We start from the raw sequence: 23,607 nt of genomic DNA on the forward strand, positions 1-23,607 counted from the left end.
TGACTGACCCGTCATCGGGACGCAACCCGGCCCGCCAAGCCTGGACCGGTCAGCGGCCCAGCGGACCCAGCCGATGAGAGGTGCGTGCGAATGTGCGGTATCGGCGGCGAACTCCGCCTCGACGGGTCACCACCGGACCTGGCGGCCGTCGAGCGGATGCTCCCCGCGCTGGCCTCCCGGGGACCGGACGGCGAGGGGCGGTGGCAGCACGGACCGGTGGCCCTGGTGCATCGCCGGCTGCGCATCATCGACCTGTCCGACGCGGGGGCGCAGCCGATGGTCGACCCGGAGCTGGGTCTGGCGACCGTCTTCAACGGCTGCATCTACAACTACCGGGAGTTGCGCGACGAGCTGACCGCCGCCGGTTACGCCTTCCGGTCCACCTCGGACACCGAGGTGATCCTCAAGGCGTACCACAGGTGGGGGACCGCCTGCGTCGAACGGTTCTACGGGATGTTCGCGTTCGCCCTGGTCGAGCTGGCCACGCACACGGTGGTGCTGGCCCGGGACCGGCTCGGCATCAAGCCGCTCTACCTGGCCGAGGGGCCGGGCCGGGTGCGCTTCGCCTCGACGCTGCCGGCGTTGCTCGCCGCCGGTGACGTCGACACCGACCTCGACCCGGTGGCGCTGCACCACTACATGAGCTTCCACTCGGTGGTGCCGCCGCCCCGCACGATCCTCACCGGGGTCCGCAAGCTGCCGCCGGCCACCGTGCGGGTGATCACCGCGGACGGTCGGAGCACCGACACCACCTACTGGCGGCCGGAGTTCAACCGGGCCGCCGCCCCCGCCATGTCCGCCGACGAGTGGCAGGAGCGGCTCATGGCCGCGCTGCGCACCGCCGTACGTCGGCGGATGGTCGCCGACGTGCCGGTCGGCGTGCTGCTCTCCGGCGGTCTCGACTCCAGCCTGATCGTCGCCCTGCTGGCCGAGCAGGGCCAGAGCGGCCTGGCCACCTTCAGCATCGGCTTCGAGGCGGCGGCGGGGGAGAGCGGCGACGAGTTCCACTACTCCGACCTGGTGGCCCGCCACTTCGACACCGACCACCAGCAGATCCGCATCGGCGCGCAGCGCTTCGTCCCCGCCGTGCACCAGGCCATCGCGGCGATGAGCGAGCCGATGGTCAGCCACGACTGCGTGGCGTTCCACCTGCTCTCCGAGGAGGTCTCGCAGCGGATCACCGTGGTGCAGTCCGGGCAGGGCGCGGACGAGATCCTGGCCGGCTACGACTGGTACCCGCCGATGGCCAACGTGGCCCGCGCGGACGCCGTCGAGGCGTACGCCCGGGTGTTCTTCGATCGTCGCCACGACGCGCTCGGCGGGCACCTGGCGCCCGAGTGGATGCTCGACCACGACGCCAGCCTGGAGTTCGTCGCCGCGCACTTCGGCGCGCCCGGCGCGGACACCGCGCTGGACGCGGCGCTGCGGTTGGACAGCCTGGTGATGCTGGTCGACGACCCGGTGAAACGGGTCGACAACATGACGATGGCGTGGGGGTTGGAGGCCCGGGTGCCGTTCCTCGACCACGAGGTGGTCGAGCTGGCCGCCGCCTGCCCACCGGCGATGAAGCTGGCGCAGGGCGGCAAGGGTGTGCTGAAGGCGGCGAGCCGGGGCATCGTCCCGGACGAGGTGATCGACCGGCCCAAGGGTTACTTCCCGGTGCCCGCCATCCGGCACCTCGCCGGCCCGCTGCTCGACGACGTGCGGGACGCGCTGACCGCCCGACCGGCGCGCGAGCGTGGGCTGTTCCGCAAGGACTACCTGGAGGAGTTGCTGGACGCGCCGAACGCCCGGCGGACCACGCTGGGCTCCAACGCGCTCTGGCAGCTCGGGCTGCTGGAGCTCTGGTTGCAGCGGATCGGGGTTTAGATGAGCGTACGGACCGAGGCGCCACGCACCGCCCGGCGGGCCCGACCCGCGATCCCCCGTCCGGTGTCGCCGCCGGTGGGTGCGGACTTCGCCCCCGCGCCGTCGCCGGACGGTCGCCGGGTGGCGTTCCTCTCCGACCGGGCGGGTACGCCCGGCGTCTGGGTCTGCGAGGTGGACGCGGGCACGCCCGTCGCGCTGCCCGTCGGCGACGAGCCGGTGCTCGCGCTGAGCTGGTCCCCGGACGGGCAGTGGCTGGCCTGCGTCGTCGCCCCCGGCGGTGCGCCCCGCACCGAGCTGTGGGTGCTGCGCCCGGACGGCACGCGACGCCGCCAGGTCGCCGGGTTCGGCCGGCGTAGCGCCACACTGGCCGGCTGGTTGCCCGGCGGCGCGCTGATGGCGGTCACCGAGACCGACGCGCACGGGCGGGCCCTGCTGGTCGACGCGGCCACCGGACACCGGCGGGTGCTCGCCGAGGGTGAGCTGCTCACCCTCCTGGACGTCACGGCGGACGGCGGGGCGGCCCTGCTGCGTCGCGGCCCGCGCAACGCCCGCTGGCTGGAGCTGCTCGACGTGGCCACCGGGGTTCGCCGGCGGCTGCTGCCCGACAGCGGACGGGGCAGCACCGACCAGGGGTGGTTCGGCCCGGACGGCACGAGCGTGCTGGCCCGCACCGACGCGTACTCGGAACTGGCCGCGCTGGTGCGGGTCGACCTGACCCGACCGGAGCAACCGCCGACCCGGCTCGCCGGTCGGCCGGACGCCGAACTGGAACACGTCACGCCGAGCGCGGACGGGCAGCGCGGCGCGCTGTTGTGGAACACCTACGGCGGGCGCAGCGAGCTGAGCCTGCTCGACTTCACCAGCGGGGTGCAGCGGGCCGTCGCCGCCCCCGGCGAGGTGCTCGGCGACGCCGTCTTCGCCGCCGACGGCGGCCTGCTCTGCCTCACCGCGCAGGGGCCGGTGCGGCCCCGCGAGGTGTGGCTGGTCGACCCGTCGACCGGGGCGTCGCGCCCGCTGCGGTCGGACACCGCCGCGCGTACGGACGACGCCGGTGTCGCGCCGTACATTGTCGACCTGCGGGCCCGCGACGGGTTGCCGCTCTCCGGCTGGCTCTACCGCCCGGCCGGGCCAGGTCCCTGGCCCACCGCGATCAGCCTGCACGGTGGCCCGGAGGCGCAGGAGCGTCCCGGTTACCACCCGCTGTTCCAGGCCCTGGTGGCGCAGGGCGTCGCGGTGTTCGCACCCAACGTGCGCGGCTCGTCCGGGTTCGGCCGTTCCTTCGTCGCCGCCGACAACCTCGCCGGCCGCTACGGGGCGATCGCCGACGTGGCGGCCTGCGCCGAATTCCTCGTCGACGCCGGTGTCGCCCGGCCCGGTCAGCTCGGCTGCCTGGGCCGCTCCTACGGCGGTTATCTGGTCCTGGCGGCTCTGGTGAACTTCCCCGGGTTGTTCGCCGCTGGGGTCGCCGAGTGCGGCATCTCCGACTTCCACACCTTCTTCGCCGGCACCGAGCCGTGGATCGCCGCCGCCGCCGTCAGCAAGTACGGCGACCCGCGGCGGGACGCGGACCTGCTGCGCGACCTGTCGCCGATGACCCACATCGACCGGCTCGACGTGCCGGTGCTGCTCATCCACGGCGCCAACGACACCAACGTGCCGGCGGGCGAGTCGGCGCAGGTCGCCGAGGCCCTCGCCGCCCGGGGTGTGCCGCACGGGCACCTGGTGCTCGCCGGTGAGGGGCACGACTTCCTGAGCCGTGCCAACGCCGAGGCGGCCCGGACGGCCACCGCCGCCTGGCTGACCCGGCACCTCGCCGCCACCGCGAGCGTGCTCGGCTGAGGCGTTATCCTGCGCCGGTGGAGGTCGCGGCGCAGGGCGAGCGGTTGGCCGCGGACCTGGGCCGCTGGCTGGCCGAGCTGACGTTCGTCGACCTGGACACCGACGAGGTCACCGCGCGGGTGATCGACGCGGTGGTGCGGTGGGCGGAGGGCCAGGGTTGGCGGGTCTACCGGCGCGCGCCCAGCGTGTTGCCGTTGCCACCGCCGCTTCAGCAGCGGCACTCGGTGCTCGACGTGGCGTGCGCCCGCCCGGACGGCCCGCCCGTGGTGGTGGAGGTCGACCACACCGACCGGGCCCGCACCGTGCAGAAGCTGCGCGCGGAGGCGGACGCCGGCCGGATCCCGATCTGGGTGCGGTGGGGCGTCGGGCGGTTCGCCGTGCCACCACCGCCGGTGCGGATGGTGACTGTCGAGGTGACCCGCCGCGCCGGGCCGGCCGGGCGTGGACGGCTGCACAGTCGCGTCGGCGACCGTCCCGCCCCGGCCCACTCGACCGGCGGCGGCGCGGTGACCCCGCAGGCGTTGCCGATCCCGCTGACCGACCCGCTTCCGGACCCGCCGTCGGGTCCGTGAAAGGGCCCGCCGTCGGGCCCGCTGTCAGGCCCGCTTCCGGGCCCGCGAAAGGGCACCTGAAGCGAATCGTAAGCGGTCGCCGGCAGAGTTCTGGGTGTCACCGGAGAGCACGACCGACACCCAGGAGATTCCGATGCGCAAGCTCATCAACTCGACCTACATCACCCTCGACGGCGTCATCGAGAACCCGATGTGGACCGGGCCGTACTTCGACGAGGAGGCCATGAGCCTCGCCGGAGCGCAGACCGACGAGGCGGACGCGATGCTGATGGGCCGGGCCACCTACGACGGCATGTCCGTGGCCTGGCCGAACATGGACGAGAGCGACCCGACCACGGGCGCGGCGTACTTCAACAACGTCAAGAAGTACGTCGCCTCCACCACCCTGACCAACCCCACCTGGAACAACACGGAGGTGCTCCAGGGCGATCTGGTCGCGGCGGTCACCGCGCTCAAGGCCCAGGAGGGCAGGAACATCATCCAGTACGGCTTCGGCTCGGTCACCGCCCAGCTGATCCGGGCCGGTCTGGTGGACGAGGTCCGGTTCTGGATCCACCCCGTGCTGGAGGGCGCCGCCAGCGTGACCGTGCCGCTGACCGACTTCAAGGCGTCGTTCGACCTGGTCGACACCCGGGTGCACAAGAGCGGCGTGATCGTCGCCTCGTACCAGCCGAAGCGCTGAGCACCGGTCAGAGCTGAGCCCGGGCCTCGCCCGGGCTCAGCTTCGCGCCCTCGGCGACCAGCGCGTCGAAGCGTTCCCGACCGAGCGCGGCGCGCACCCGACCGGTCACCCGCTCGATCTCGTCGCGTTCGGCCGGGGCGGGCGGAGCCTGCGTGGCGAGCCGCGCCGCGGCGGCCGCGCCGAGCAACCGGGCGGCGGCCTCCGGGGCCCGCACCGCCGACGCCATCCCCTCCAGGGCGTAGCTCGCGTCGCGGGGCGCGGCCATCGCCTCGGCGACCTCGAACGCCTCGACGTGCAGGGCCAGCGCCGTGTCCGGGTCACCCCCCTGTTCGACCGCGTAGCCCAGCTCGACCAGGACCGGTGGCAGGTAGAGCGCAGGCTGGGCCTCGGCTCGCCCCCGCTCGGCGAGGCGGGTCAGGTGGGTGACGGCCAGATCGAGCTTGCCGTCGCGGCGGGCGGCCAGCCCGAGGCTCATCTCGGCGAAGACCAGTGCGCTGGGGGAGTCGTGCTCCTGCGCCAGCCGGTACGCGCGTTCGGCCAACTCCCGGGCCTGCGGGTAGTCGCGGGTCTGCACCGCCAGCCACGCCAGCCAGGACAGCTCGGTGCCGACCTGCGGCCACAGCCCAAGCTGCTCGGCCCAGCGCAGCCCGTCGCGGTGCAGTGCGGCGGCGCGGTCGTGCTCGCCGCGCATCTCCGCCAACGCGCCCACCCACTCGGTCGCCTGAAGCTGCCCCCACCGGTCGCCGAGGTCGGCGAAGAGCGCGGCGCTGCGGGTCGCCGCCCGCTCCAGCGTTGCCTGGTCGCCCAGCACGTGCGCGATCTTGGCCTGGGTGGTGAGCACCGCGGCCTCGGTCCACGCGTCGGAGGGGGTGGGCAACAGCTCCGCCGCCAGGGCCAGGTCACTGTGGCCGGTCACCGCGTTGGCCGCGAACCAGGCGCCCCGGCCGTCCGGGTCGCCGGCGACCGCGGCGCGCACCTGCGCCGGCGCGACGGCCTCGCCCCGCACCAGGGCGAAGCCCACCCGCCAGGCCGCCGCGCGGGCTTCCTGCGCCGGGTCGCCGCGCACCGACAGGGCACGCCGTGCCTCGGTGAGCCGGCCACGCAGAAACCAGTACCAGCTCAGTGCGACGGCCAGCCGCAGCCCGCCACCGTGGTCCAGCGCGGCACGCAGGTTCGCCGTCTCGGCGTCCAGCTGTGCCAGCCACCGCCGCTGCTCGGCCCCGCGCAGCCCGGGGTCGGCGCGCTCAACCAGCTCGGTGTAGTAGGCGGCGTGCCGGGCGCGGACCTCGTCGGCGTCGCTCAGGCGCTCCAGGCAGAACGCGGCCACCGATTCGAGCAGCCGGTAGCGCGGGGCCGCGCCGGAGTCGTCGAGCACCACCAGCGATCGGTCCACCAGTCGAGCCAGGGTGTCCAGGTCGGTGCGGCAGACGTGTTCGGCGGCCTGCGGGGTGCACCCGTCCGGAAACACCGCCAGTCGGGCCAGCACCATCCGGTCGGGCTCGTCCAGCAGGTCCCAGCTCCAGGCGATCACCGCGGTGAGCGTCCGCTGCCGGGGTGGCACGTCCCGCTGCGCGGTGGTGAGCAGCCGGAACCTGTCGTCGAGCCGGTCCACCACGCCGCGCACGCCCAGCGCGCGTACCCGGGTCGCGGCCAGTTCCAGCGCCAGCGGGAGGCCGTCAAGGCGACGGCAGAGCTGGGCCACGGCCGCCGCGCTCTGCCCGTCGAGGCGGAAACCGCGCTGCTGCGCGGCGGCGCGGGCGGCGAACAACCGGGCCGCCGCCGAGCGCCGGACCGTGTCCAGGTCACCGTCGTGCGGCACGGGCAGCGGGGGTACCTCCCAGAGCTGCTCACCGGTCAGCCCGAGTGGCTCCCTGCTGGTGGCCAGCACGCTCACCCCGGGCACGTGGCGCAGCAGCCGGGCGACCAGCTCGGCGACCGGCTCGATGACGTGTTCGCAGTTGTCCAGCACGAGCAGCAGCTGCCGGTGCCGCAGGGCGGTGACCACCCGGTCGGCGGGGGACAGGCTCGTGCCGGCGGTCTCATAGCCGCCCAGCGCGCCGAGCACCTGTTCGGCGACCCGGGCGTCACCGGCCGGCAGCGGCGCCAACTCGACCAGCTGGACGCCGTCCGGAAAGGACTGCGCGCGGGCCGTCTCGGTGGCCAGGCGGGTCTTGCCGACGCCACCCGGGCCGACCAGCGTGACCAGCCGCTGCCGGGACAGCAGCGCCCGCAGCTCGGCCAACGCCTCGGCCCGACCGACCAACTCGTCGAGCTGGGCCGGCAGGCTGTTCCGGATGATCGCCGCCTTCGGCGGGGCGCTGAGGCCGGCGTCCCGTTCGAGGATTCTGCGGTGCAGGGCGACCAGCTCCGGGCCGGGGTCGAGGCCCAACTCCTCCGCGAGGCGTTCGCGCAGGTCGGCGTAGCTGTCCAACGCCTCGGACTGGCGGCCCGCCGCGTACAGCGCGCGCAGCTGCACCGCCCGCAGCCCCTCGCGCAGCGGATGGCGGGCGACCAGCTCGGTCAGGTCCGCGGCCACCAGGTCGTGCTCGCCCCGGGCCAGCCGGGCCTGCGCCAACCGCTCCTGCACGACGAGGCGTTGCTCGGCGAGGCGGGCCGCCTCGGCACTGGCGAAAGCGGCGTCGGCCACGTCGGCGTACGCCTCGCCGCGCCACAGTGCCAGCGCCTCGGTCAGCCGCTCGACGTCGGTGCTGCGGCTCAGGTCGACGAACCGGTCCGCGTCGACGGCGTCGGCCCGCAGCAGGTAGCCGGGTGGCCGGGACTCGACCAGCTCACGGGCGCCCGGCTCGGCGTCGTTGAGCGCCTTGCGCAGCTGCGACACCCGCACCTGGAGGGCGCCGGCCGGGTTGGCGGGGGAGTCGTCACCCCACAGGTCGTCGATGAGGCGGTCCGCCGAGACCACCTGGTTGCGGTTGGCCAGCAGGTCGGCCAGCAACGCCCGTACCTTCGTGCCGGGCACCACCACCGGCTCGCCGGCGTCGGTGGTCACGGCGAGCGGCCCGAGCACCCCGAACTGCACGGCGGTCATCTTATGGCCTTGCCGGGGCGCCGTCCGGGCCCGCCGCCGGCCGGCCAGGGGCTTCGACACCGGTAAGGCGACCTGAAGTCGACCATAAGCGCGCGGGCGCACGGTGTGGGCATGGACATCTACTCCGAAGCGCATGGCAATGGTGAGGGCCGCCCACTGGTGCTGATCCACGGCGCACTCTCCGGCATCGGTACGTCGTTCGGCACGATCCTGCCGTCGCTGGCGAAGACCCGGCGGGTGATCGCCGTCGAGTTGCAGGCTCACTGCCACACCCCCGACGTGGACCGTCCGCTGACCGTGGAGCACTTCGCCGCCGACGTCGTCGAGTTGCTCGACCGGTTGGGCATCGGGCGGGCGGACGTTTTCGGCTGGAGCATGGGCGCGGCGGTGGCGCTGCGCCTCGGCACCCACCACGCCGACCGGGTGGGCCGCCTCGTGCTCGCCTCGGTGAGCTTCGACGAGGACGGCCTGCACCCCGGGCTGCTCGACGGGATCCAGGACCTGCAACCGGAGCACCTGCACGGCTCGGAGTTCCACGAGGAGTACCTGCGGACCGCACCGGACCCGGCGGGCTGGGCCACCCTGGTCACGAAGATGAAGGTGCTGGACGCGAACCTGCCCCGGTGGACCCCCGAGCAGGTCCGCGCGCTGGCCGCACCCACCATGATCGTGCTGGGCGACGCGGACATCGTCCAACCCGAGCACGCGGTGCGCATGTTCCGGCTGCTCGGCGGCGCGGTGCCCGGCGACCTGACCGGCCTGCCGGCCTGCCGGCTGGCCATCCTGCCCGGCACCACCCACACCACGATCCCGCAGCGCGCCGACTGGCTGGCCCCGATGATCGACGAGTTCCTGGGGGAGGCGTAGGGGTGTTTCGCAATCGGTTGCTCGGGGCAATCACCTGTCGACGACATCCCTCTGGAAGGACGAATCCCCGTGGAAGTTTCCGGCTTTTTCGCCGCCATCATCATCGGTCTGATCATCGGCGCGCTGGGCCGGCTCGTGGTCCCCGGCAAGCAGAACATCCCGATCTGGCTGACGCTGCTCATCGGTGTGATCGCGGCGATCCTCGGCACGCTCGTTGCCGGTGTCTTCGGCGTCGACGACACCAGTGGGATCGACTGGATCGAGCTGGTCATCCAGGTCGCCTTCGCGGCTGTCGGCGTGGCTGTCGCAGCCGGTGCCTACGGCCGCCGTCGGGTGCGCTGACCTCTCGCACCATCGTGCCGGCCCGCCCTCCCCCGGAGGGCGGGCCTCGCCGTGTCCGGACCCTGAACTGGACCAGCTACGTGGACCGTGCGGTCGGGATCACGAACCCCTCTCGTCAGCGTACGGATCCCTGTTCGGATCGGCGGCGGACCGCCGCTAGCAGGCGGCGTACGCCGAACACGTGGCCGCCCGAGGTCAGCAGGATCTGCCGGTACAGGCCGCCGGCCAGGCCGGGGAAGACCGCGCGTGTCTCGGCGCGCAGCCGTGACCGGGTCGGACCGTCGGCGTCGAGGCGGAAGGTCAGCGCGTACGTCGAGAACCGGTGGCTGCCCCGCAGGGCCAGCTCCTGACCGGGGATCGCGGTGGCGACGTGGAATCCGGGCAGTGTCGAGCCCTCGCTGAGGGGTCGGGGCCCGGACGTGACGGGGTCGGCGGCATGCACCAGGCGGGCGTACCCGCTAGCGCCGAACCGCGAGAAGGACCTCTCCACGACGTCGATCAGGTGGGGCCAGACCCGGTCGGGCCCGGCGTTGATGATCGTGGCGTGTTCGTCCAGGTGGGGCAGGGGGTCGAGCGGCATCGGCACCTCCCAGGTCGTCCGTCATCCTCCTCCGCCCGGCGCGAAGTTCGCCGGCCCGGTCATGGCGGCCGGCCGAATTAACGGGTAGAAACATGTCGACCCCTTCGGCGCGCGACCCGTTCTCGGCCGCTGTGGTCAGAGAGCGCTCTCACGCCGCCCCAGCTGCGCCGGACGAGACGGTCCGGTCAGCGGAGAGGACGAACCGCATGACAAGCCCGTCCCGACGTACCCTCACCCTTGCCCTGCTGGTGACCGCCGCCGTCACCATGTCCAGCACCGCCGCCACCGCCGGCCGCCCGACGCACGGCGCACCCGACTTCGGCCCGAACGTGACGATCTTCGACCCGTCCATGCCGGTCGGCCAGATCCAGCAGACCCTCGACGCCGCGCACGCCCGGCAGGTCGACAACGAGATGGGCACCGAGCGGCACGCCTACCTGTTCAAGCCGGGCACGTACGGCACCGCCGCGCAACCGCTGCAGGCCAAGGTCGGCTACTACACCGAGGTGTCCGGCCTGGGCGCCTCGCCCACCGACGTCGCCATCAACGGCAAACTCGAGGTCTACAACCGCTGCCTGGCCGACGGCGGCACCGGCAACTGCCTGGCGCTGGTCAACTTCTGGCGCACCCTGTCCAACCTCTCGCTCACCATCAACGCGGCCGGCCAGGACGACTGCCGGTCGTCGGCGAACTTCTGGGCGGTGTCCCAGGCGGTGTCGATGCGCCGGCTGAACATCGGCGGTGGTGGTCTGTCGCTGATGGACTACTGCACCGCCGGTCCGCAGTACGCCAGCGGCGGCTTCATCGCCGACTCGCGGCTGCCCGCCACCACCAACGGCTCACAGCAGCAGTGGCTGACCCGCAACAGCGAGGTCGCGGGCTGGTCCAACGCGGTGTGGAACCAGGTGTTCGCCGGGGTCGAGGGCGCGCCGGACGACGCCAGCTTCCCCGACCCGCCCTACACCACGCTGGAGACCACCCCGCTCAGCCGGGAGAAGCCCTACCTCTTCGTCGACGGCAAGGGCCGCTACCAGGTGCGGGTGCCCGCCGCCCAGCGGGACAGCCGGGGCGTCTCCTGGGCCGACGGCATGACGCCGGGGCGGACCATCGGGATCGGCGACTTCTTCATCGCCAAGCCCTCCGACCCGGTGCGGGTCATCAACAGCCAGCTGGCCCGGGGCAAGCACCTGCTGCTCACCCCCGGCACGTACGACATCGCGCGCAGCATCGAGGTCCGGCGTCCGGACACCGTGGTGCTCGGGATCGGGCACGCCACGCTCACCGCCGTGAACGGCGCGATCCCGCTGGACGTGGCCGGTGTGCCCGGGGTGATCGTCGCCGGTGTCACGATCGACGCCGGCACCGTCGAGTCGCCGGTCCTGCTGCGGGTCGGACGCCAGCACGGCCACAACGCGAGCAGCCCGCACAACCCGACCACGCTCTCCGACGTGTACTTCCGGGTCGGCGGTCCGCACATCGGACGGACGAACACCGCGCTGGAGGTCAACAGCGACAACGTGCTCATCGACCACACCTGGGTGTGGCGCGGCGATCACGGCGTCGAGGGCTTCACCGAGGGCGTCAACGGTGACACCGACCGCTGGCGTACCAACACCGGTCGCTACGGGGCCGTCATCAACGGCGACCGCGTGACCGCTACCGGGCTGTTCGTCGAGCACTTCCAGCGGTACAACACGGTCTGGAACGGCGAGCACGGCACCACGATCCTCTACCAGAACGAGCTGCCGTACGACCCGCCGACGCAGGCCGACTGGATGAACGGCCCGGTCGAGGGCTGGGCCGGGTACAAGGTCGGTGACCGGGTGCGTCACCACACCCTGTACGGCGGCGGGGTGTACGTCTTCAACCAGAACAACCCGTCGATCCACACCGAGAACGGCTTCGAGGTGCCGAACCGGCCGGGGGTGCGGCTGCACCACATCATGACCGTCAACCTCAGCGCCGGCACGATCGACCACGTGGTCAACGGCGTCGGGGACGCGGCCGACATGACCCGTGTCGGCGCCCCGGTCTACCTGAGCCAGTACCCCACCCCGTAGCGGGGATCGGGCGTAGCGGCGGTGCCGGAGCCGGTCGTCGGCTCCGGCACCGCCGTAGGTGGTGCGATGCGTGGAGAATCCGCGCCAACGGTCTTGAATTCCTATCGACCCGGTAGGAAAATAGGTGAATGCCGGTTGGTCCACTCCTCACCGCCGGATCGCGCGTCGACTCGTGACCCCCGCGCACCGGCTGGGCTCCGAACGCACGCCACCGCACGTCCGACCGATCCGGCAGCGCCGGATCGGTTCACCACCATGGAGGTACGCCATGACCACCGACCCGTCACCCCCCAACCCGGAGACCGCAGGGGAGTCCCGGCTCGCGTTCAACGAGGACTGGGTCGCGACAATCCTCGGGCTGGCACTGCTCGCCCTGGTCCTGCTCGGTGCCATCCCCGCCGGGCTGGTGCCCTGATGACCGCCGACGCGACCCGCACGGGCAGCGAGCCCGGCACGCCCGACGCCACCCGGGCCAGCGACGCACCCGCCGAAGACGTGGCCGAGCCGAGTACGTCGCCGACCACCGTCGACCCCGCCGGTCCGACCAGTGTGGTGCGTGACGGGGCGTTCTGGGCCTGGACGGCAGTCGGCCTGCTGATCGTGGTCGGTCTCGCCGCGCTGACCCGCTTTCTGGAGCAGAACGTCCCGGCCTGGGCCGAGGGCACCGCCGTCGAGGACATCGGAGCGGCGATCGAGTACCCGGTCTACGCGATCCTGCTCGGCCTGCTCGGCAACGTCGCCGTCACAGTGCTCGGGTGGCGCGACCGGATAGCCGCCGCGTTCCGCACCGAGTTCTTCATCAAGACCGGTCTGGTGCTGCTCGGGGCGTCGATCAACCTGGCGGTCATCGCCAGCGCCGCCGGCCCGGCGATCGCCCAGGCGATCCTGCTGATCAGCGGGGTCTTCCTCTTCACCTGGTGGTTGGCTGGCCGGTTCGGCCTCGACGACAAGCTGCGGGCGCTGCTCGCGTCGGCGGTGTCGATCTGTGGGGTCAGCGCGGCGATCGCCGCCGCCGGCGCGGTGCGGGCGCGCCGCGAGCAGTTGGCCTACACGGCGAGTCTGGTCATCGTCTTCGCGCTGCCGTCGATTTTCATCCTGCCCTGGTTGGCCGATGTGTTCGGGCTTTCCGACGCGGTGGCCGGTGCCTGGATCGGTGGCAACATCGACACCACGGCCGCGGTCACCGCCGCGGGAGCGCTCGCCGGGGAGGAGGCTCTCCAGATCGCCAGCATCGTCAAGGTCACCCAGAACGCCCTGATGGGTGTGGTCGCGGTCGCGCTCACCGCGTACTTCACACTGCGGGTGGAACGACGGCCCGGCGCGGCCCGACCAGGTCTCGGTGAGCTGTGGACGCGGTTCCCGAAGTTCGTCCTCGGCTTCATCGCGGCCTCGGTCATCGCCACCTGGTACCTCGACGCGACGGGTGCGGACGGGAAGGCCACCATCGCCATCGTGAACGACCTGCGCGTCTGGTTCCTGATCCTGGCCTTCGTCAGCATCGGTCTGGAGGTCCGGGTCGCGTCGCTGCGGGAGGCGGGTTGGCGACCGGTGGCGGTGTTCGCCAGCGCCACGGTGTTCAACCTCGCGTTGGCGCTCGGCCTGGCGTCCCTGCTGTTCCGCAATTTCTCAGCATGAGGCGGGCGGTCGCCGCAGGGTCGTCTCGACAGCCCGTGAGCAAACTACTAGCGACACCGGTGACGTGCAGCTGAATGGGTGAAAACTGACCTCTAGGGACCGAATCACGGGTATCCACGCAGGGCATTGGGCTAAGTGTCCGTTTGGTAGCTGTTGGGTGGGTTACGGTCGGCCGGTTGCAGCTGCGGGCCGACCGTTCCGTCGTTCCAAGGAGTTCCTCATGGACCTGCCCGTCACCGCCGTCGGTGTCGATCCGCCGACGGGCCTGGTGCCCCGACGCGTGCTGGTCACCGGCGGCGCCGGCTTCATCGGCAGCCACGTGGTCGCCCGGCTGATGCTGATGGGCAGCCAGGTCCGGGTGCTCGACAACTTCTCCACCGGCCGGATCGAGAACCTGGCCGACGCCGTGTGCGGCGGGCTGACCGAGGCGGACGTCATCTCCGGTGACATCCGCGCGTCGGAGGGTGTCGAGGTCATCCACGAGTGGCAGCCGGACGTGGTGGTGCACCTCGCCGCGCAGCCGAGCCTTCCCACCGCCCGTCGTTCACCGCTGTACGACGCCGACGTGAACGTGTTCGGCACCGTCAACGTGCTGGACGCCTGCGCCCGCAGCGGCGTACGGCTGATCGTCAACGCGACCAGCAGCGACATCTTCGGCAGCGTCGCCGCGCACGAGTTGCCGGTGCGCGAGGACCACCCGATCGCGCCGGTGAGCCCGTACGGCGTCAGCAAGGCCGTCGGCGTGCACTACCTCGACTGGTACGGACGTCAGCACGGCCTGTCGTACACCTCGATGGTGTTGGGAAATGTCTACGGGCCCCGGCAGGAGGGCGGCGACTGCGGTGTGGTGTCCCTGATGGTCGACGCGCTGCTCGGGGGCCGGCAGGCGGTCATCCACGGCGACGGTACGCAGACCCGGGACTTCGTCTACGTCGGCGATGTCGCCGAGGCGATCGCGCTCGCCTGTCACCACAGCGGAGTGGGGACTGTCAACATCGCCTCGGGGCGGCAGACCAGCGTCAACGAGGTGTACGACACCGTCCGGGAGGCGTTCGGCGTCGACGAGGTGGCCCGTTACGAGCCGCTGCCCTGGTCGGGCGAGGTCCGCGACATGGCGCTGGACACCCGCCGGGCGCGCGAGCTGCTCGGCTGGCACCCCACTGTCGGCTTCACCGAGGGCGTCCGGATGACGGTGCGCGAAGCGCGCCGCCGCCAGACCGGCAGCCACATCCTGTCCCCGGCGTGGGCGCTCAGTCGCTGACATCCCAGCGCATATTTCCCGTCATCTGATCGGGAATTTCATCGAACAGTCTCACTCTTGCGGTGCGGCATCCACTGCTGCCACGATGACCGTCAATGCCTTCCGTCGAAGAAGGAGTGGTCGTCATGGCGGTGTCCCGCCGCAGGTTCGTCACATCGGTACTGGCCGGGTCCGCCCTCGCCACCGCCTCCACCACCGAGCTGCTCAACACGGTGGCCGGCCCCGCGCACGCCGCCAGTCCTCCCGGGGACGTGGTCGGCAAGGTGACGGTCGGCTACCAGGGCTGGTTCAGCGCCCCCGGCGACGGCGCGCCGATCGGCGGGTGGTGGCACTGGAGCCGCGACCGGTTCCAGCCGCCCTCGCCTGCCAACACCACCATCGTGTCCTGGCCGGACATGCGGGAGTACTCCCGCAGTTACCCCACCGCGTACCCCAACCTGGGCAACGGCCAGCCGGCCACCCTTTTCTCCTCGTACGACCAGCAGACGGTGGACACCCACTTCCGCTGGATGCAGGAGTATGGCTGCGACACCGCCGCCCTGCAACGGTTCAACCCGATGGGCGACGAGGGCCCGACCCGCGACGCGATGGCGCAGAAGGTGCGCTCCGCGGCCGAGCGGTACAACCGCAAGTTCTACATCATGTACGACGTCACCGACTGGTTGAGTTTCCAGTCGGAGGTCAAGACCGACTGGACGACGAAGATGGCGGCGCACACCGCTTCGTCCGCGTACGCCCGGCAGAACGGCAAGCCGGTCGTCTGCATCTGGGGCTTCGGGTTCAGCGAGCCCAGCCGCCCCTTCACCCCCGGGCCCTGCCTGGAGGTGATCAACTGGTTCAAGGCGCAGGGCTGCTACGTCATCGGCGGCGTGCCCACCTGGTGGCGGCAGGGCATCGAGGACTCCCGCCCCGGCTTCCTCGACGTCTACCACGCCTTCCACGCGATCTCGCCGTGGATGGTCTACCGGGCCAGGACCGTCGAGGAACTGGACTCGTACTACGTCAACGTCAACGTCGGCGACATGGCCGACTGCGCGGCGCGCGGCATCGACTACCTGCCCTGCGTGATGCCCGGCGACCTGGCCGGGGGGCACCGCAAACACGGCGACTTCTACTGGCGGCACATCTACAACATGATCCGGCTCGGCTCCCAGGGCCTGTACGTGTCCATGTTCGACGAGTACAACGAGGGCAACCAGATCGCCAAGACGTCCGAAACCCAGGCCACCACCCCGGCCGGCGCGAACATCCGGGCCCTGGACGAGGACGGCGTCGCCTGCTCCGCCGACTACTACCTGCGAATCACCGCCGACGGCGGCCGGATGCTCAAGGGGCAACTCGGCCTCACCGCCGTCCGCCCCACCCCGCCGATCCTCGGCACCCCGCCCCCGACCGGCGGTGACCTCGCGGCCGGCCGGTCCACAGCGGCCAGCAGCCAGGGCAGCGGATTCCCCTCGGGCAACGCGGTGGACTCCAACGTCGGCAGCTACTGGGAGAGCGCCAACGGCGCGTTCCCGCAGTGGTGGCAGGTCGACCTCGGCGCCAACCACCAGGTCAACAAGCTCGTCGTGCGGCTGCCCGCCGGCTGGGGCGCGCGTACCCAGACCATCACCGTGCAGGGCAGCGTCGACGGCAGCTCCTTCTCGACCATCGCCGCCGCCTCCGCGTTCACCTTCGACCCGGCCACCGGCAACGCCGTCACCCGCACGCTGCCGACCACCACGGCCCGCCATATCCGGCTGAGCATCGCCGGCAACACCGGCTGGCCGGCGGGCCAGCTTTCCCAGGTCGAGGTGTACGCCGCCGGCGGCACCACGGACAACCCGCCGACCGCCCCGAGTGGCCTCACGGTGACCGACCGGACGGCGAGCAGCGTGTCCCTGGCCTGGACGGCGTCGACCGACGACAACGGCGTGACCGGCTACCAGGTACGCCAGGGCGGCACGGTGGTCAGCACGGTCACGGGCACCACGGCGACCGTGAGCGGACTGGCCGCGTCCACCTCGTACACCTTCACCGTCGTCGCCCGCGACGCCGCCGGCAACACCTCGGCGGCCTCGAACGCGGCCACGGTGACCACCGACGCCCCGACCAACGCCGACCTGGCCCGAGGGCGGTCCACCAGCGAGAGCAGCCACGTCCAGAGCTACGGCTCGGGCAACGTGGTCGACGGCGACGCGAACAGCTACTGGGAGAGCGCCAACAACGCGTTCCCGCAGTGGGTGCAGGTCGACCTGGGCGCGACACGCACGGTCGGGCGGGTGGTGCTCAAGCTGCCGCCGTCGTCAGCCTGGGGGAGTCGGACGCAGACCCTCGCCGTCGCGGGCAGCACCGATGGGAGCGGCTTCGGGACCCTCGTCTCCTCGGCGGGGCGGACTTTCGACCCGTCGACGGGCAACCAGGTGACGCTGACGTTCACCGGCGCGCAGACCCGCTATGTGCGTATCACCGTGACCGGTAACACCGGCTGGCCGGCCGGACAACTGGCGGCACTGGAGGTGTACGCCAGCTGACCGGACGAGGGGCGGCCGCCGTACGCCGACCGGTGGCCGCCCCTCCACCCGTACGCCGACTACCAGATGATGATGCCGCCCTGCACCGCCCTGGCGCGCTGCACGGCATCCCGCACGTTGGCCAGGTAGCGGAGGATGCGTTCCGCGTCGTATCCGGTCGCGGCGGCCAGCAGCTCGACGTTCTCCGCCAGGCGGACGCACTCCTGGTCGAAGGCATCGAGCTGACCGGGGAAGACCTGGAGGTTACCCCGATTCTCGACCGTGACATCGGCGAGTTGTGGCAGGAACGTCGCGCCCAGCTGACGAGTCACCGCGGAACCCCACAGTGAATGACGGAAGGCTTCAGCTCCCACCGCCGTGCTGGTGCCCGGCGGATCCTCCACAACCTGCCGGCCGGCGTAGGAGTCGTCGTCGGGTATCCACACCGCGATATCCAGGCTCAATCGCACACTCCCGCCAAGCTCCGAAGCGCGGCTGGTAGGGGGATCCCTAGCTGCATCGATCCGCCGCCCGGACTGGCCACGATGCTAGGTGGCAGGCCGACCCGGCCCGAATTGTTTGTCGGCTCTGTCGCCCTCTGGTTACGGTGCCTCGCGTGACAATGTCAGATGCGGAATGGTGGTCGCTGCTCCGGGAGCTGGACGAGCCGGTCGCGCCGGTGGAGCACGGCCTCAGCCCGGAGTCGCTCACGCGGGTCATGGTCGAGGGCGTAGTGCCGCAGTCGGTGCTGGCGGTCTCGAACGCTCGGGTGCAGCCAGGCGCAGGTGATGGTCTGGAGATGCCACGGCACTTCGACCGCGCGGCGACCCAGGGTCGGTTCGACCGGCTCGCGGAGCGATTGAGCGAGGCCTACGGTTGCCGATGCGACGTGGGGCTGGCCCAGGACTCCGCATGTTTCGGCAGCATCTGGATTCCCGCCGAGGTCAGTCGCAGCCGCACGAAACGTACCCGAATCCCACTGTCTCTGAGTGTGAGCGTCAGCAATTTTGGTGGCCTTGCCGCGTGCGGATCTTCCGCTCCGTGGGCCCACACATCTCACCTGCACCCGGACGACCGCGCACGGATCGAGGGGGCACTCAGCGGACTCGACTACCTCCTCGTCCCAGAGCACATCCTCGCCGCGCCGTACGACGGGCCCAATGGTTGGGTGTTCGGCCCGACGAATGATGCGACCTGGTCCACTCGATTCTTCGAGCCCCTCTGAACACGTCAGAACCCCACCACTTGTCAAGACGACCGGGTGCCCTCACGGTGCAGTTCAACGCTTCACACAGGCTCGGTAACGGCGAATCGCGGTAGCTCAAGTTCGGTCGGCGGGGCGATTGTGAACGTCCCACCCAACGCCTGCGGCGTCCATCCAGCGCGCAGGCCGTAACGGACCAGAACGCGTACGTCCGCGGCTGTCGGGTAGGGGTACGCCTCCCCGCTGCCGTGCACGTCGGTCTCGACGTATCGACCGTCAGCGGCAACGGTGGGCCGCTCGGTCACATCGGCCTGTAGGGCGCGACCGGCTTTTCCCGCACCCCATACGCGGAGCCTTATGCAGCGGTGAAGACGGCCGTCAGAGCCAGGTGCGGCCCGGATGTCGGCCTTCCAGGTGAACTCCCGGCCGTCGATGTGGAGCCTGCGCAGCCTCGACCTCATCCGCCCATGCTGCCAGCCATGCGGTCACCACACGCGCCGCCGGCCGTGATGTCGGCGCAGGTGCCCAGCCGAACCGGCCCAAATCGGTTGTTCGCACTGTCGCCCGCTGGCTACGGTGCCTCGCGTGCCTGACGCGGATTGGTGGTGAAGCGAGTGGCGAAGAACAGGCCGCCGTTCAGCATGAAGGCGATGCTCAGGCTGGAACGCGGCACCGCGACCGCCACCGACGCCCTGCGCCGTTACGCTCCGCTCGCCGACGAGCTCGGCGCCGACGGGATCGACGTCGCGTGCTTCGTACCACCGAGCACAACGACACCGACCCGAGCTGGAGCGGACGTGCGTTCGCCACCCTCGGCGACCTGCCTGCCCTGCTGAGCGAGTTGAGCGGCCCGCGTTGCGCTTCGACGTCTGACGGGCGGGGCCGGTGACCACTGGGTGACGACGCAGCTCATCGCCGGCGATCGCTTCTTCGGGACGAAGAGTCAATTGTCGGTCTGCTGTTCCAGATGCCGACGAGCCTCCCGCCACAGGCGCTCGAAATCCTCCGAGGACAGGCTTTCCACAGCAGGCTCCACCACCAGGCTCGGTCCAGGGAACGGGGACTCCGGCACACAGCCGTACCGCTGGTCGTACTCGGCAACCGCCCCCACCACTCCCGAATCGCGAGCGATGAGCACCTCTGCAAGCGATGCCGCCGCGAAGAAGGCCCCGTCCGATGCGCGTTGCTCAACGTGGCGCAGTGCCCACCGATCAGCGTCCAGCTCGTCGTAGCACCAGCGGTCGTCATCTGGGCAGTACCAACGAACGTAGGTGAGCATGTGGCCATTGTCGCGGAGCCTTATGGCGGCGTGGCAGACGTTTCGGGCATGCGCGAGACGGTCGCGTCCTCGTCGACGCGGACAGTGTCGCGCCGGCTGAGGTTCGGTGGCGGCCGTTGGCGCGTACTCTCATCGCCGATGTCGCCCGCGCGCAGCCGGCGCCGGCCGGCGTGGCGCGGCTGGCGACGGTGGTCGGCCTCACCCGCTGACGGACTCGCGCCGGCGCATGTCGTCGGCGGGGTTGATGGTGCGGACCGGGTCCGGGACCGGGCCGCGTCGCCGCCACTCGCGCGGGTAGCCCAGCGAGACCTCCTCGAACCGGACGCCGTCGTAGAACGTGGTGCGGGGGATGTGGAGGTGCCCGTAGACCATCGTGGACGCGCCGAAGCGTAGGTGCCAGTCGCGGGTGCGGACGGTGCCGCACCACTGGGCGAACTCCGGGAACCACAGGACGTCGGTGGGTTCGCGCACCAGCGGGTAGTGGTTGACCAGCACCGTCGGCAGCGCCGGGCCGCGCTCGGCCAGCCGGCGTTCGGTCTCGATGATGCGGGCGTCGCACCACGCCTCCCGGCTCGGGTACGGGTCGGGGTGCAGCAGCGCCTCGTCCGTGCAGACCACCCCGGCCGCGTACGCAAGGTTCAGCGACTCCTGCTTGGTGCGCGCCTGCGGCACCCGGAACGTGTAGTCGTAGAGCACGAAGAGCGGGGCGATGGTGGCGGGGCCGCCCTCGCCGTCCCAGACGGGGTACGGGTCCTCCGGGGTGACGACTCCCAGCCGCCGGCACAGCTCGACCAGCTCGCGGTAGCGGGTCTCGCCGCGCAGGTGCTCCGGGTCGCCGGGCGGCGTCCACAGCTCATGGTTGCCCGGCGCCCAGACCACCCGGGCGAAGCGGCTGCTCAGCAGGCCGAGAGCCCACTCGATGTCGGCGTACCGCTCGGCCACGTCACCGGCGACGAGCAGCCAGTCGCCAGGGTGGTCCGGCCGGAGCTCCTGGACGAACGCGCGATTCTCCGCGTAGCTGATGTGCAGGTCGCTGACGGCTCGCAGCCGGGGCGAAGGGCTCACCGTTCGAGGCTAGGCCGCCGCGGCCGGATCGGGGCACTCCGATCGGGTCGCGTCGCCGGCCGCCCGTTCAGCAGAACCAGCCGTCCTGCACCCAGCCGCGCCGGTTGATGTACCCGTAGGCGAAGCCGTAGACGTAGCCGCCGCTACGGGGACCTTCGACCAGGAACGTCTGACCCTGGTAGAGGGTGCCCATCCAGGCGCCGTTGGGCTGCGTGCGGACGAACAGGTCGCTCGCGCACACCGTCTCGCGCTGACCGATGGTGCCGTTGGCGGCCTGCGCCGGCGCCGGTGCGGCGAGGGTCGCGGCGACGATCCCGGCCAGCACGCCGGCCGTCACCCGGGCCCTCACCATGAGTCGTACCCGCCGATGCACTCGGAGCGCAGGTAACCCCAGTCGTTCGGGCCGAAGTCGAAGGCGGCCGCCCACCCGTTGTAGACCGGATGCGCGCCCGGGGTGTGGCCGATCTTGTTGCCGTAGACGAGCGTGCGCTTCAGGCCGGTGGGGCCGCCGGCAGAGTCGTAGTTGGCGTAGAAGCTGGCGCTCTGGCAGATGACTATGGCGTGCCGTGGCACCACCGGGTCGGCCTGCGCCGGCGTGCCGCCCAGGGCGGCCACCGCCGCTCCGACGGCCAGCGCCGCGGGGACTTTTCGAAGCATGCCCACCTCCCGTACGCCGAAACTTTCCTACCGGCGACCCTACCGACGAGGTTGATAGATGTCGATGCCGGGACCGGTCGTCCGGAGGGGGACCGGCGGGCCTGGGGCGACGGCCCTCGGCCGCATATCCGGCGACCCGACGGGAAAGCGCGGGGCGTCCGACAGCCCACACCGGAGCAGGAGAAAAACATGCCTTTCATTACCGTGGGGACGGAAAACTCCGCACCCATCGACCTGTACTACGAGGACCACGGATCCGGTAAGCCCGTGGTGCTCATCCACGGCTTCCCGTTCAACGGGGCAACGTGGGAGAAGGAAACCAGCGTGCTGCAGAACGCCGGATACCGGACGATCACCTACGATCGGCGCGGTAACGGCAACTCGGCGCAGCCGGCCTTCGGGTACGACTACAACACGTTCGCCGCCGACCTGGACGTGCTGATGACCGAGTTGGACCTGAACGAGGTGACCTTGATCGGTCACTCGATGGGCACCGGCGAGGTCGTCCGCTACCTGGCCAACTACGGCTCCCAGCGGGTCAGCCGGGCCGTGCTGCTCAGCCCGCTGCAACCGATGTTGGCCAAGGCCGACGACAACCCCGAGGGCGTCGACCGCAAGCTTTTCAAGGGCTTCCAGGACGCCATCATCAAGGACCGCTTCGCCTATCTGACGTCCTTCTGTGACGCGTTCTTCAACCCGGACCAGAACATGGGCAAGCGGGTCAGCGAGGAGGCGTACCGGGCGCACTGGCAGATCGGCGCGATGGCCTCCGGCAAGGCCACCCACGACAGTGTGGACGCCTGGCAGGAAGATTTCCGCCCCGACCTGCCGAAGATCAACATTCCGGTGTTGATCATTCAGGGTGACCAGGACCGGGTGCTGCCCTACCCGGTGACTGGCCAGCGGCTCGGGCCGATGATGCCGACCGGCCAGCTCATCACGCTCAAGGGCGCGCCGCACGGCATCCCGTGGACCCACGCCGACGAGGTCAACAAGGCGATCATGGACTTCATGAAGCAGCCGGCCAAGGCTCGCGCCTGACCCGTACCGGTAGCCGATCGGACGCCAGCGCCGTGAGGCGCCGCGACACCCGGCCCACGGTTCGCACCGGGGCCGGGTGTCGTCGTCGGTCAGGCCCGGCGGGCCACCACCGCGCCGTTCGCCCCCGGCGCGTCGAACGGCACCGTCCGCACGTCGACGAAACCGGCGTCGGTGAGCCAGGCCGCGTACTCGGCACCCGAATAGTTGCGCCCACCCTCGGTCTCGACAAGCATGTTCATCCCCATCAGCGCCGCCTCGGGCGGCCCGGTGCGTTCGTCGTTGAGCAGCAGTTCGCAGACGACGATCGCCCCGCCGGGCGGCAACGCCGCGTGGCACCGGGCCAGCAACGCCCGGTTCGTCGGCTCGTCCCAGTCGTGCAGGATCATGCTGAGCAGGATGACGTCGTGGCCCGTCGGCAGCGCCGGGTCGGCGAGGAAGTCACCCGCCACCGCGTCGATCCGCCCGGTCAGGCCGGCCTCCGCGATCCGCTCCCGGGCCCGCACGCAGACGTGCGGCAGATCCAGGACCGTCGCCCGCAGCTCGGGCAGGCGGCGGCAGAACTCGATCGGGAACGCGCCGGCCCCGCCGCCGACGTCGAGCAGGCGGCGGTGCGCCGAGAAGTCGTACGCGTCGGCCAACGCGCTGGCGGTGAAGCTGGACGTGGAGAACATCGCGTCCCAGAACTGCGCCAGCATCTCCGGGTCGGCGGTGTCGAACATCGACTGTTGGGCCTCTGGGTCCCAGGTCAACGGGCGATCCGTGCGCAGTGCCTCGCCGATGCGGTGCCACGGCAGGTAGGTGCGCAGGTCGGAGTAGCGGATCTGCGCGCCGAAGTAGTACGGGCGACCCTCGACCAGGAACTGCTCGGCCAACTCGGAGTTGCGGTACGCGTCGCCGGCCTTCTCCAACAGCCCGAGTGAGGCACTGGCGGCCAGTAACAGGTCCGCCGGCCGATCGGGCAACCCGAACTCGGCGGCGGCCTCCTCGACGGTCATCGTCCGCCCACCGGCCAACCTGGTGAACAGGCCGAGCTCGACGCCGGCCGCGAGGGTCTTGAACCCCCACACACCGGCCACCAGACGCATGAGGGGAGTGGGAGTGATCATGCCGACATGA

22 protein-coding genes are annotated in these 23,607 nt (G+C 71.3%); 14 read left to right on the forward strand and 8 right to left on the reverse strand.

What is annotated here, in order from left to right; genetic code table 11:
• Positions 1-90 precede the first annotated feature (90 nt).
• The 4 genes from ACX27O_RS08010 to ACX27O_RS08025 all read left to right on the forward strand — a co-directional run bounded on the left by ACX27O_RS08010 (position 91) and on the right by ACX27O_RS08025 (position 4,962).
• On the forward strand, positions 91-1,869 hold the full coding sequence (locus ACX27O_RS08010; RefSeq protein ID WP_210861894.1) for an N-acetylglutaminylglutamine amidotransferase: 1,779 nt from the start codon (positions 91-93) through the stop codon (positions 1,867-1,869).
• Entirely contained in the window at positions 1,870-3,708 is a 1,839-nt protein-coding gene (locus tag ACX27O_RS08015) for a S9 family peptidase (protein WP_051708733.1), read from the forward strand. It abuts the gene before it with no gap.
• 17 nt (positions 3,709-3,725) lie between these two features.
• Positions 3,726-4,280, forward strand: a complete 555-nt coding sequence (locus ACX27O_RS08020) for a hypothetical protein (protein WP_051708734.1) — start codon at positions 3,726-3,728, stop codon at positions 4,278-4,280.
• Between the two features lie 133 nt (positions 4,281-4,413).
• Positions 4,414-4,962, forward strand: coding sequence for a dihydrofolate reductase family protein (locus ACX27O_RS08025; RefSeq protein WP_030335403.1), 549 nt, complete (start codon positions 4,414-4,416; stop codon positions 4,960-4,962).
• A gap of 7 nt (positions 4,963-4,969) precedes the next feature.
• Here ACX27O_RS08025 and ACX27O_RS08030 read toward each other — a convergent pair whose 3' ends face one another.
• Positions 4,970-8,008: a BTAD domain-containing putative transcriptional regulator gene (locus ACX27O_RS08030; RefSeq protein ID WP_245233714.1), complete on the reverse strand. Its 3,039-nt coding sequence runs from the start codon at positions 8,006-8,008 to the stop codon at positions 4,970-4,972.
• Positions 8,009-8,119: 111 nt separating this feature from the next.
• Between ACX27O_RS08030 and ACX27O_RS08035 the strand changes: the two genes are divergently transcribed.
• A complete protein-coding gene (locus ACX27O_RS08035) occupies positions 8,120-8,875 on the forward strand; it encodes an alpha/beta fold hydrolase (protein WP_051708735.1) in 756 nt (251 codons plus the stop codon).
• A gap of 69 nt (positions 8,876-8,944) precedes the next feature.
• Entirely contained in the window at positions 8,945-9,217 is a 273-nt protein-coding gene (locus ACX27O_RS08040) for a GlsB/YeaQ/YmgE family stress response membrane protein (RefSeq protein ID WP_030335408.1), read from the forward strand.
• A 115-nt stretch (positions 9,218-9,332) separates the two neighbouring features.
• Here the strand turns inward: ACX27O_RS08040 and ACX27O_RS08045 are convergent, their stop codons facing one another.
• On the reverse strand, positions 9,333-9,797 hold the full coding sequence (locus ACX27O_RS08045) for a hypothetical protein (protein WP_400446406.1): 465 nt from the start codon (positions 9,795-9,797) through the stop codon (positions 9,333-9,335).
• Between the two features lie 206 nt (positions 9,798-10,003).
• Here ACX27O_RS08045 and ACX27O_RS08050 point away from each other — a divergent pair, with 206 nt between their 5' ends.
• The 5 genes from ACX27O_RS08050 (at position 10,004) to ACX27O_RS08070 (ending at position 17,266) form a co-directional block, all read left to right on the forward strand.
• The gene (locus ACX27O_RS08050; RefSeq protein WP_458939170.1) at positions 10,004-11,857 is read left to right on the forward strand and encodes an adenylyl cyclase; all 1,854 of its coding nucleotides are present in this window, start codon (positions 10,004-10,006) and stop codon (positions 11,855-11,857) included.
• Positions 11,858-12,125: 268 nt separating this feature from the next.
• Positions 12,126-12,272 carry a hypothetical protein gene (locus tag ACX27O_RS08055; RefSeq protein WP_334508459.1) on the forward strand — a complete coding sequence of 49 codons (147 nt, stop codon included), beginning with the start codon at positions 12,126-12,128 and terminating at the stop codon, positions 12,270-12,272.
• A complete protein-coding gene (locus tag ACX27O_RS08060; protein ID WP_210866200.1) occupies positions 12,272-13,492 on the forward strand; it encodes a YeiH family protein in 1,221 nt (406 codons plus the stop codon). The genes ACX27O_RS08055 and ACX27O_RS08060 overlap by 1 nt, the downstream gene beginning before the upstream one ends.
• Before the next feature lie 220 nt (positions 13,493-13,712).
• The gene (locus ACX27O_RS08065; protein WP_051708736.1) at positions 13,713-14,753 is read left to right on the forward strand and encodes a GDP-mannose 4,6-dehydratase; all 1,041 of its coding nucleotides are present in this window, start codon (positions 13,713-13,715) and stop codon (positions 14,751-14,753) included.
• 125 nt (positions 14,754-14,878) lie between these two features.
• The gene (locus ACX27O_RS08070) at positions 14,879-17,266 is read left to right on the forward strand and encodes a galactose-binding domain-containing protein (RefSeq protein WP_458939459.1); all 2,388 of its coding nucleotides are present in this window, start codon (positions 14,879-14,881) and stop codon (positions 17,264-17,266) included.
• 59 nt (positions 17,267-17,325) lie between these two features.
• Here the strand turns inward: ACX27O_RS08070 and ACX27O_RS08075 are convergent, their stop codons facing one another.
• Positions 17,326-17,577 carry a hypothetical protein gene (locus tag ACX27O_RS08075; RefSeq protein ID WP_167337329.1) on the reverse strand — a complete coding sequence of 84 codons (252 nt, stop codon included), beginning with the start codon at positions 17,575-17,577 and terminating at the stop codon, positions 17,326-17,328.
• A 284-nt stretch (positions 17,578-17,861) separates the two neighbouring features.
• Here ACX27O_RS08075 and ACX27O_RS08080 point away from each other — a divergent pair, with 284 nt between their 5' ends.
• A complete protein-coding gene (locus ACX27O_RS08080; protein ID WP_030335419.1) occupies positions 17,862-18,470 on the forward strand; it encodes a hypothetical protein in 609 nt (202 codons plus the stop codon).
• Positions 18,471-19,063: 593 nt separating this feature from the next.
• On the forward strand, positions 19,064-19,285 hold the full coding sequence (locus tag ACX27O_RS08085) for a hypothetical protein (RefSeq protein ID WP_081883978.1): 222 nt from the start codon (positions 19,064-19,066) through the stop codon (positions 19,283-19,285).
• A 107-nt stretch (positions 19,286-19,392) separates the two neighbouring features.
• Here the strand turns inward: ACX27O_RS08085 and ACX27O_RS08090 are convergent, their stop codons facing one another.
• From ACX27O_RS08090 to ACX27O_RS08105, 4 genes are all read right to left on the reverse strand, one after another.
• Complete coding sequence (locus ACX27O_RS08090; protein ID WP_030335420.1) at positions 19,393-19,728, reverse strand: hypothetical protein; 336 nt, start codon at positions 19,726-19,728, stop codon at positions 19,393-19,395.
• A 198-nt stretch (positions 19,729-19,926) separates the two neighbouring features.
• On the reverse strand, positions 19,927-20,793 hold the full coding sequence (locus ACX27O_RS08095; RefSeq protein WP_458939171.1) for a metallophosphoesterase family protein: 867 nt from the start codon (positions 20,791-20,793) through the stop codon (positions 19,927-19,929).
• A gap of 67 nt (positions 20,794-20,860) precedes the next feature.
• Entirely contained in the window at positions 20,861-21,145 is a 285-nt protein-coding gene (locus ACX27O_RS08100; RefSeq protein WP_030335422.1) for a hypothetical protein, read from the reverse strand.
• Positions 21,139-21,450, reverse strand: coding sequence for a hypothetical protein (locus ACX27O_RS08105; RefSeq protein ID WP_030335425.1), 312 nt, complete (start codon positions 21,448-21,450; stop codon positions 21,139-21,141). Before ACX27O_RS08105 ends, ACX27O_RS08100 begins: the two co-directional genes overlap by 7 nt.
• A 189-nt stretch (positions 21,451-21,639) precedes the next feature.
• Here ACX27O_RS08105 and ACX27O_RS08110 point away from each other — a divergent pair, with 189 nt between their 5' ends.
• Entirely contained in the window at positions 21,640-22,491 is an 852-nt protein-coding gene (locus ACX27O_RS08110) for an alpha/beta fold hydrolase (protein WP_030335427.1), read from the forward strand.
• Positions 22,492-22,580: 89 nt separating this feature from the next.
• Here ACX27O_RS08110 and ACX27O_RS08115 read toward each other — a convergent pair whose 3' ends face one another.
• Positions 22,581-23,597 carry a methyltransferase gene (locus ACX27O_RS08115; RefSeq protein WP_210858966.1) on the reverse strand — a complete coding sequence of 339 codons (1,017 nt, stop codon included), beginning with the start codon at positions 23,595-23,597 and terminating at the stop codon, positions 22,581-22,583.
• Between the last annotated feature and the right edge of the window lie 10 nt (positions 23,598-23,607).

The organism is Micromonospora sp. SD19 (genome assembly GCF_054462275.1).

Excerpts from the sequence above, each read along its gene's own strand:
- ACX27O_RS08010 (WP_210861894.1), top strand. The coding sequence starts at position 91 with ATGTGCGGTATCGGCGGCGAACTCCGCCTCGACGGGTCACCACCGGAC.
- ACX27O_RS08015 (WP_051708733.1), top strand. The coding sequence starts at position 1,870 with ATGAGCGTACGGACCGAGGCGCCACGCACCGCCCGGCGGGCCCGACCC.
- ACX27O_RS08025 (WP_030335403.1), top strand. The coding sequence starts at position 4,414 with ATGCGCAAGCTCATCAACTCGACCTACATCACCCTCGACGGCGTCATC.
- ACX27O_RS08030 (WP_245233714.1), bottom strand. The coding sequence starts at position 8,008 with ATGACCGCCGTGCAGTTCGGGGTGCTCGGGCCGCTCGCCGTGACCACC.
- ACX27O_RS08035 (WP_051708735.1), top strand. The coding sequence starts at position 8,120 with ATGGACATCTACTCCGAAGCGCATGGCAATGGTGAGGGCCGCCCACTG.
- ACX27O_RS08045 (WP_400446406.1), bottom strand. The coding sequence starts at position 9,797 with ATGCCGCTCGACCCCCTGCCCCACCTGGACGAACACGCCACGATCATC.
- ACX27O_RS08050 (WP_458939170.1), top strand. The coding sequence starts at position 10,004 with ATGACAAGCCCGTCCCGACGTACCCTCACCCTTGCCCTGCTGGTGACC.
- ACX27O_RS08055 (WP_334508459.1), top strand. The coding sequence starts at position 12,126 with ATGACCACCGACCCGTCACCCCCCAACCCGGAGACCGCAGGGGAGTCC.
- ACX27O_RS08060 (WP_210866200.1), top strand. The coding sequence starts at position 12,272 with ATGACCGCCGACGCGACCCGCACGGGCAGCGAGCCCGGCACGCCCGAC.
- ACX27O_RS08065 (WP_051708736.1), top strand. The coding sequence starts at position 13,713 with ATGGACCTGCCCGTCACCGCCGTCGGTGTCGATCCGCCGACGGGCCTG.
- ACX27O_RS08070 (WP_458939459.1), top strand. The coding sequence starts at position 14,879 with ATGGCGGTGTCCCGCCGCAGGTTCGTCACATCGGTACTGGCCGGGTCC.
- ACX27O_RS08090 (WP_030335420.1), bottom strand. The coding sequence starts at position 19,728 with ATGCTCACCTACGTTCGTTGGTACTGCCCAGATGACGACCGCTGGTGC.
- ACX27O_RS08100 (WP_030335422.1), bottom strand. The coding sequence starts at position 21,145 with ATGGTGAGGGCCCGGGTGACGGCCGGCGTGCTGGCCGGGATCGTCGCC.
- ACX27O_RS08105 (WP_030335425.1), bottom strand. The coding sequence starts at position 21,450 with ATGCTTCGAAAAGTCCCCGCGGCGCTGGCCGTCGGAGCGGCGGTGGCC.
- ACX27O_RS08110 (WP_030335427.1), top strand. The coding sequence starts at position 21,640 with ATGCCTTTCATTACCGTGGGGACGGAAAACTCCGCACCCATCGACCTG.
- ACX27O_RS08115 (WP_210858966.1), bottom strand. The coding sequence starts at position 23,597 with ATGATCACTCCCACTCCCCTCATGCGTCTGGTGGCCGGTGTGTGGGGG.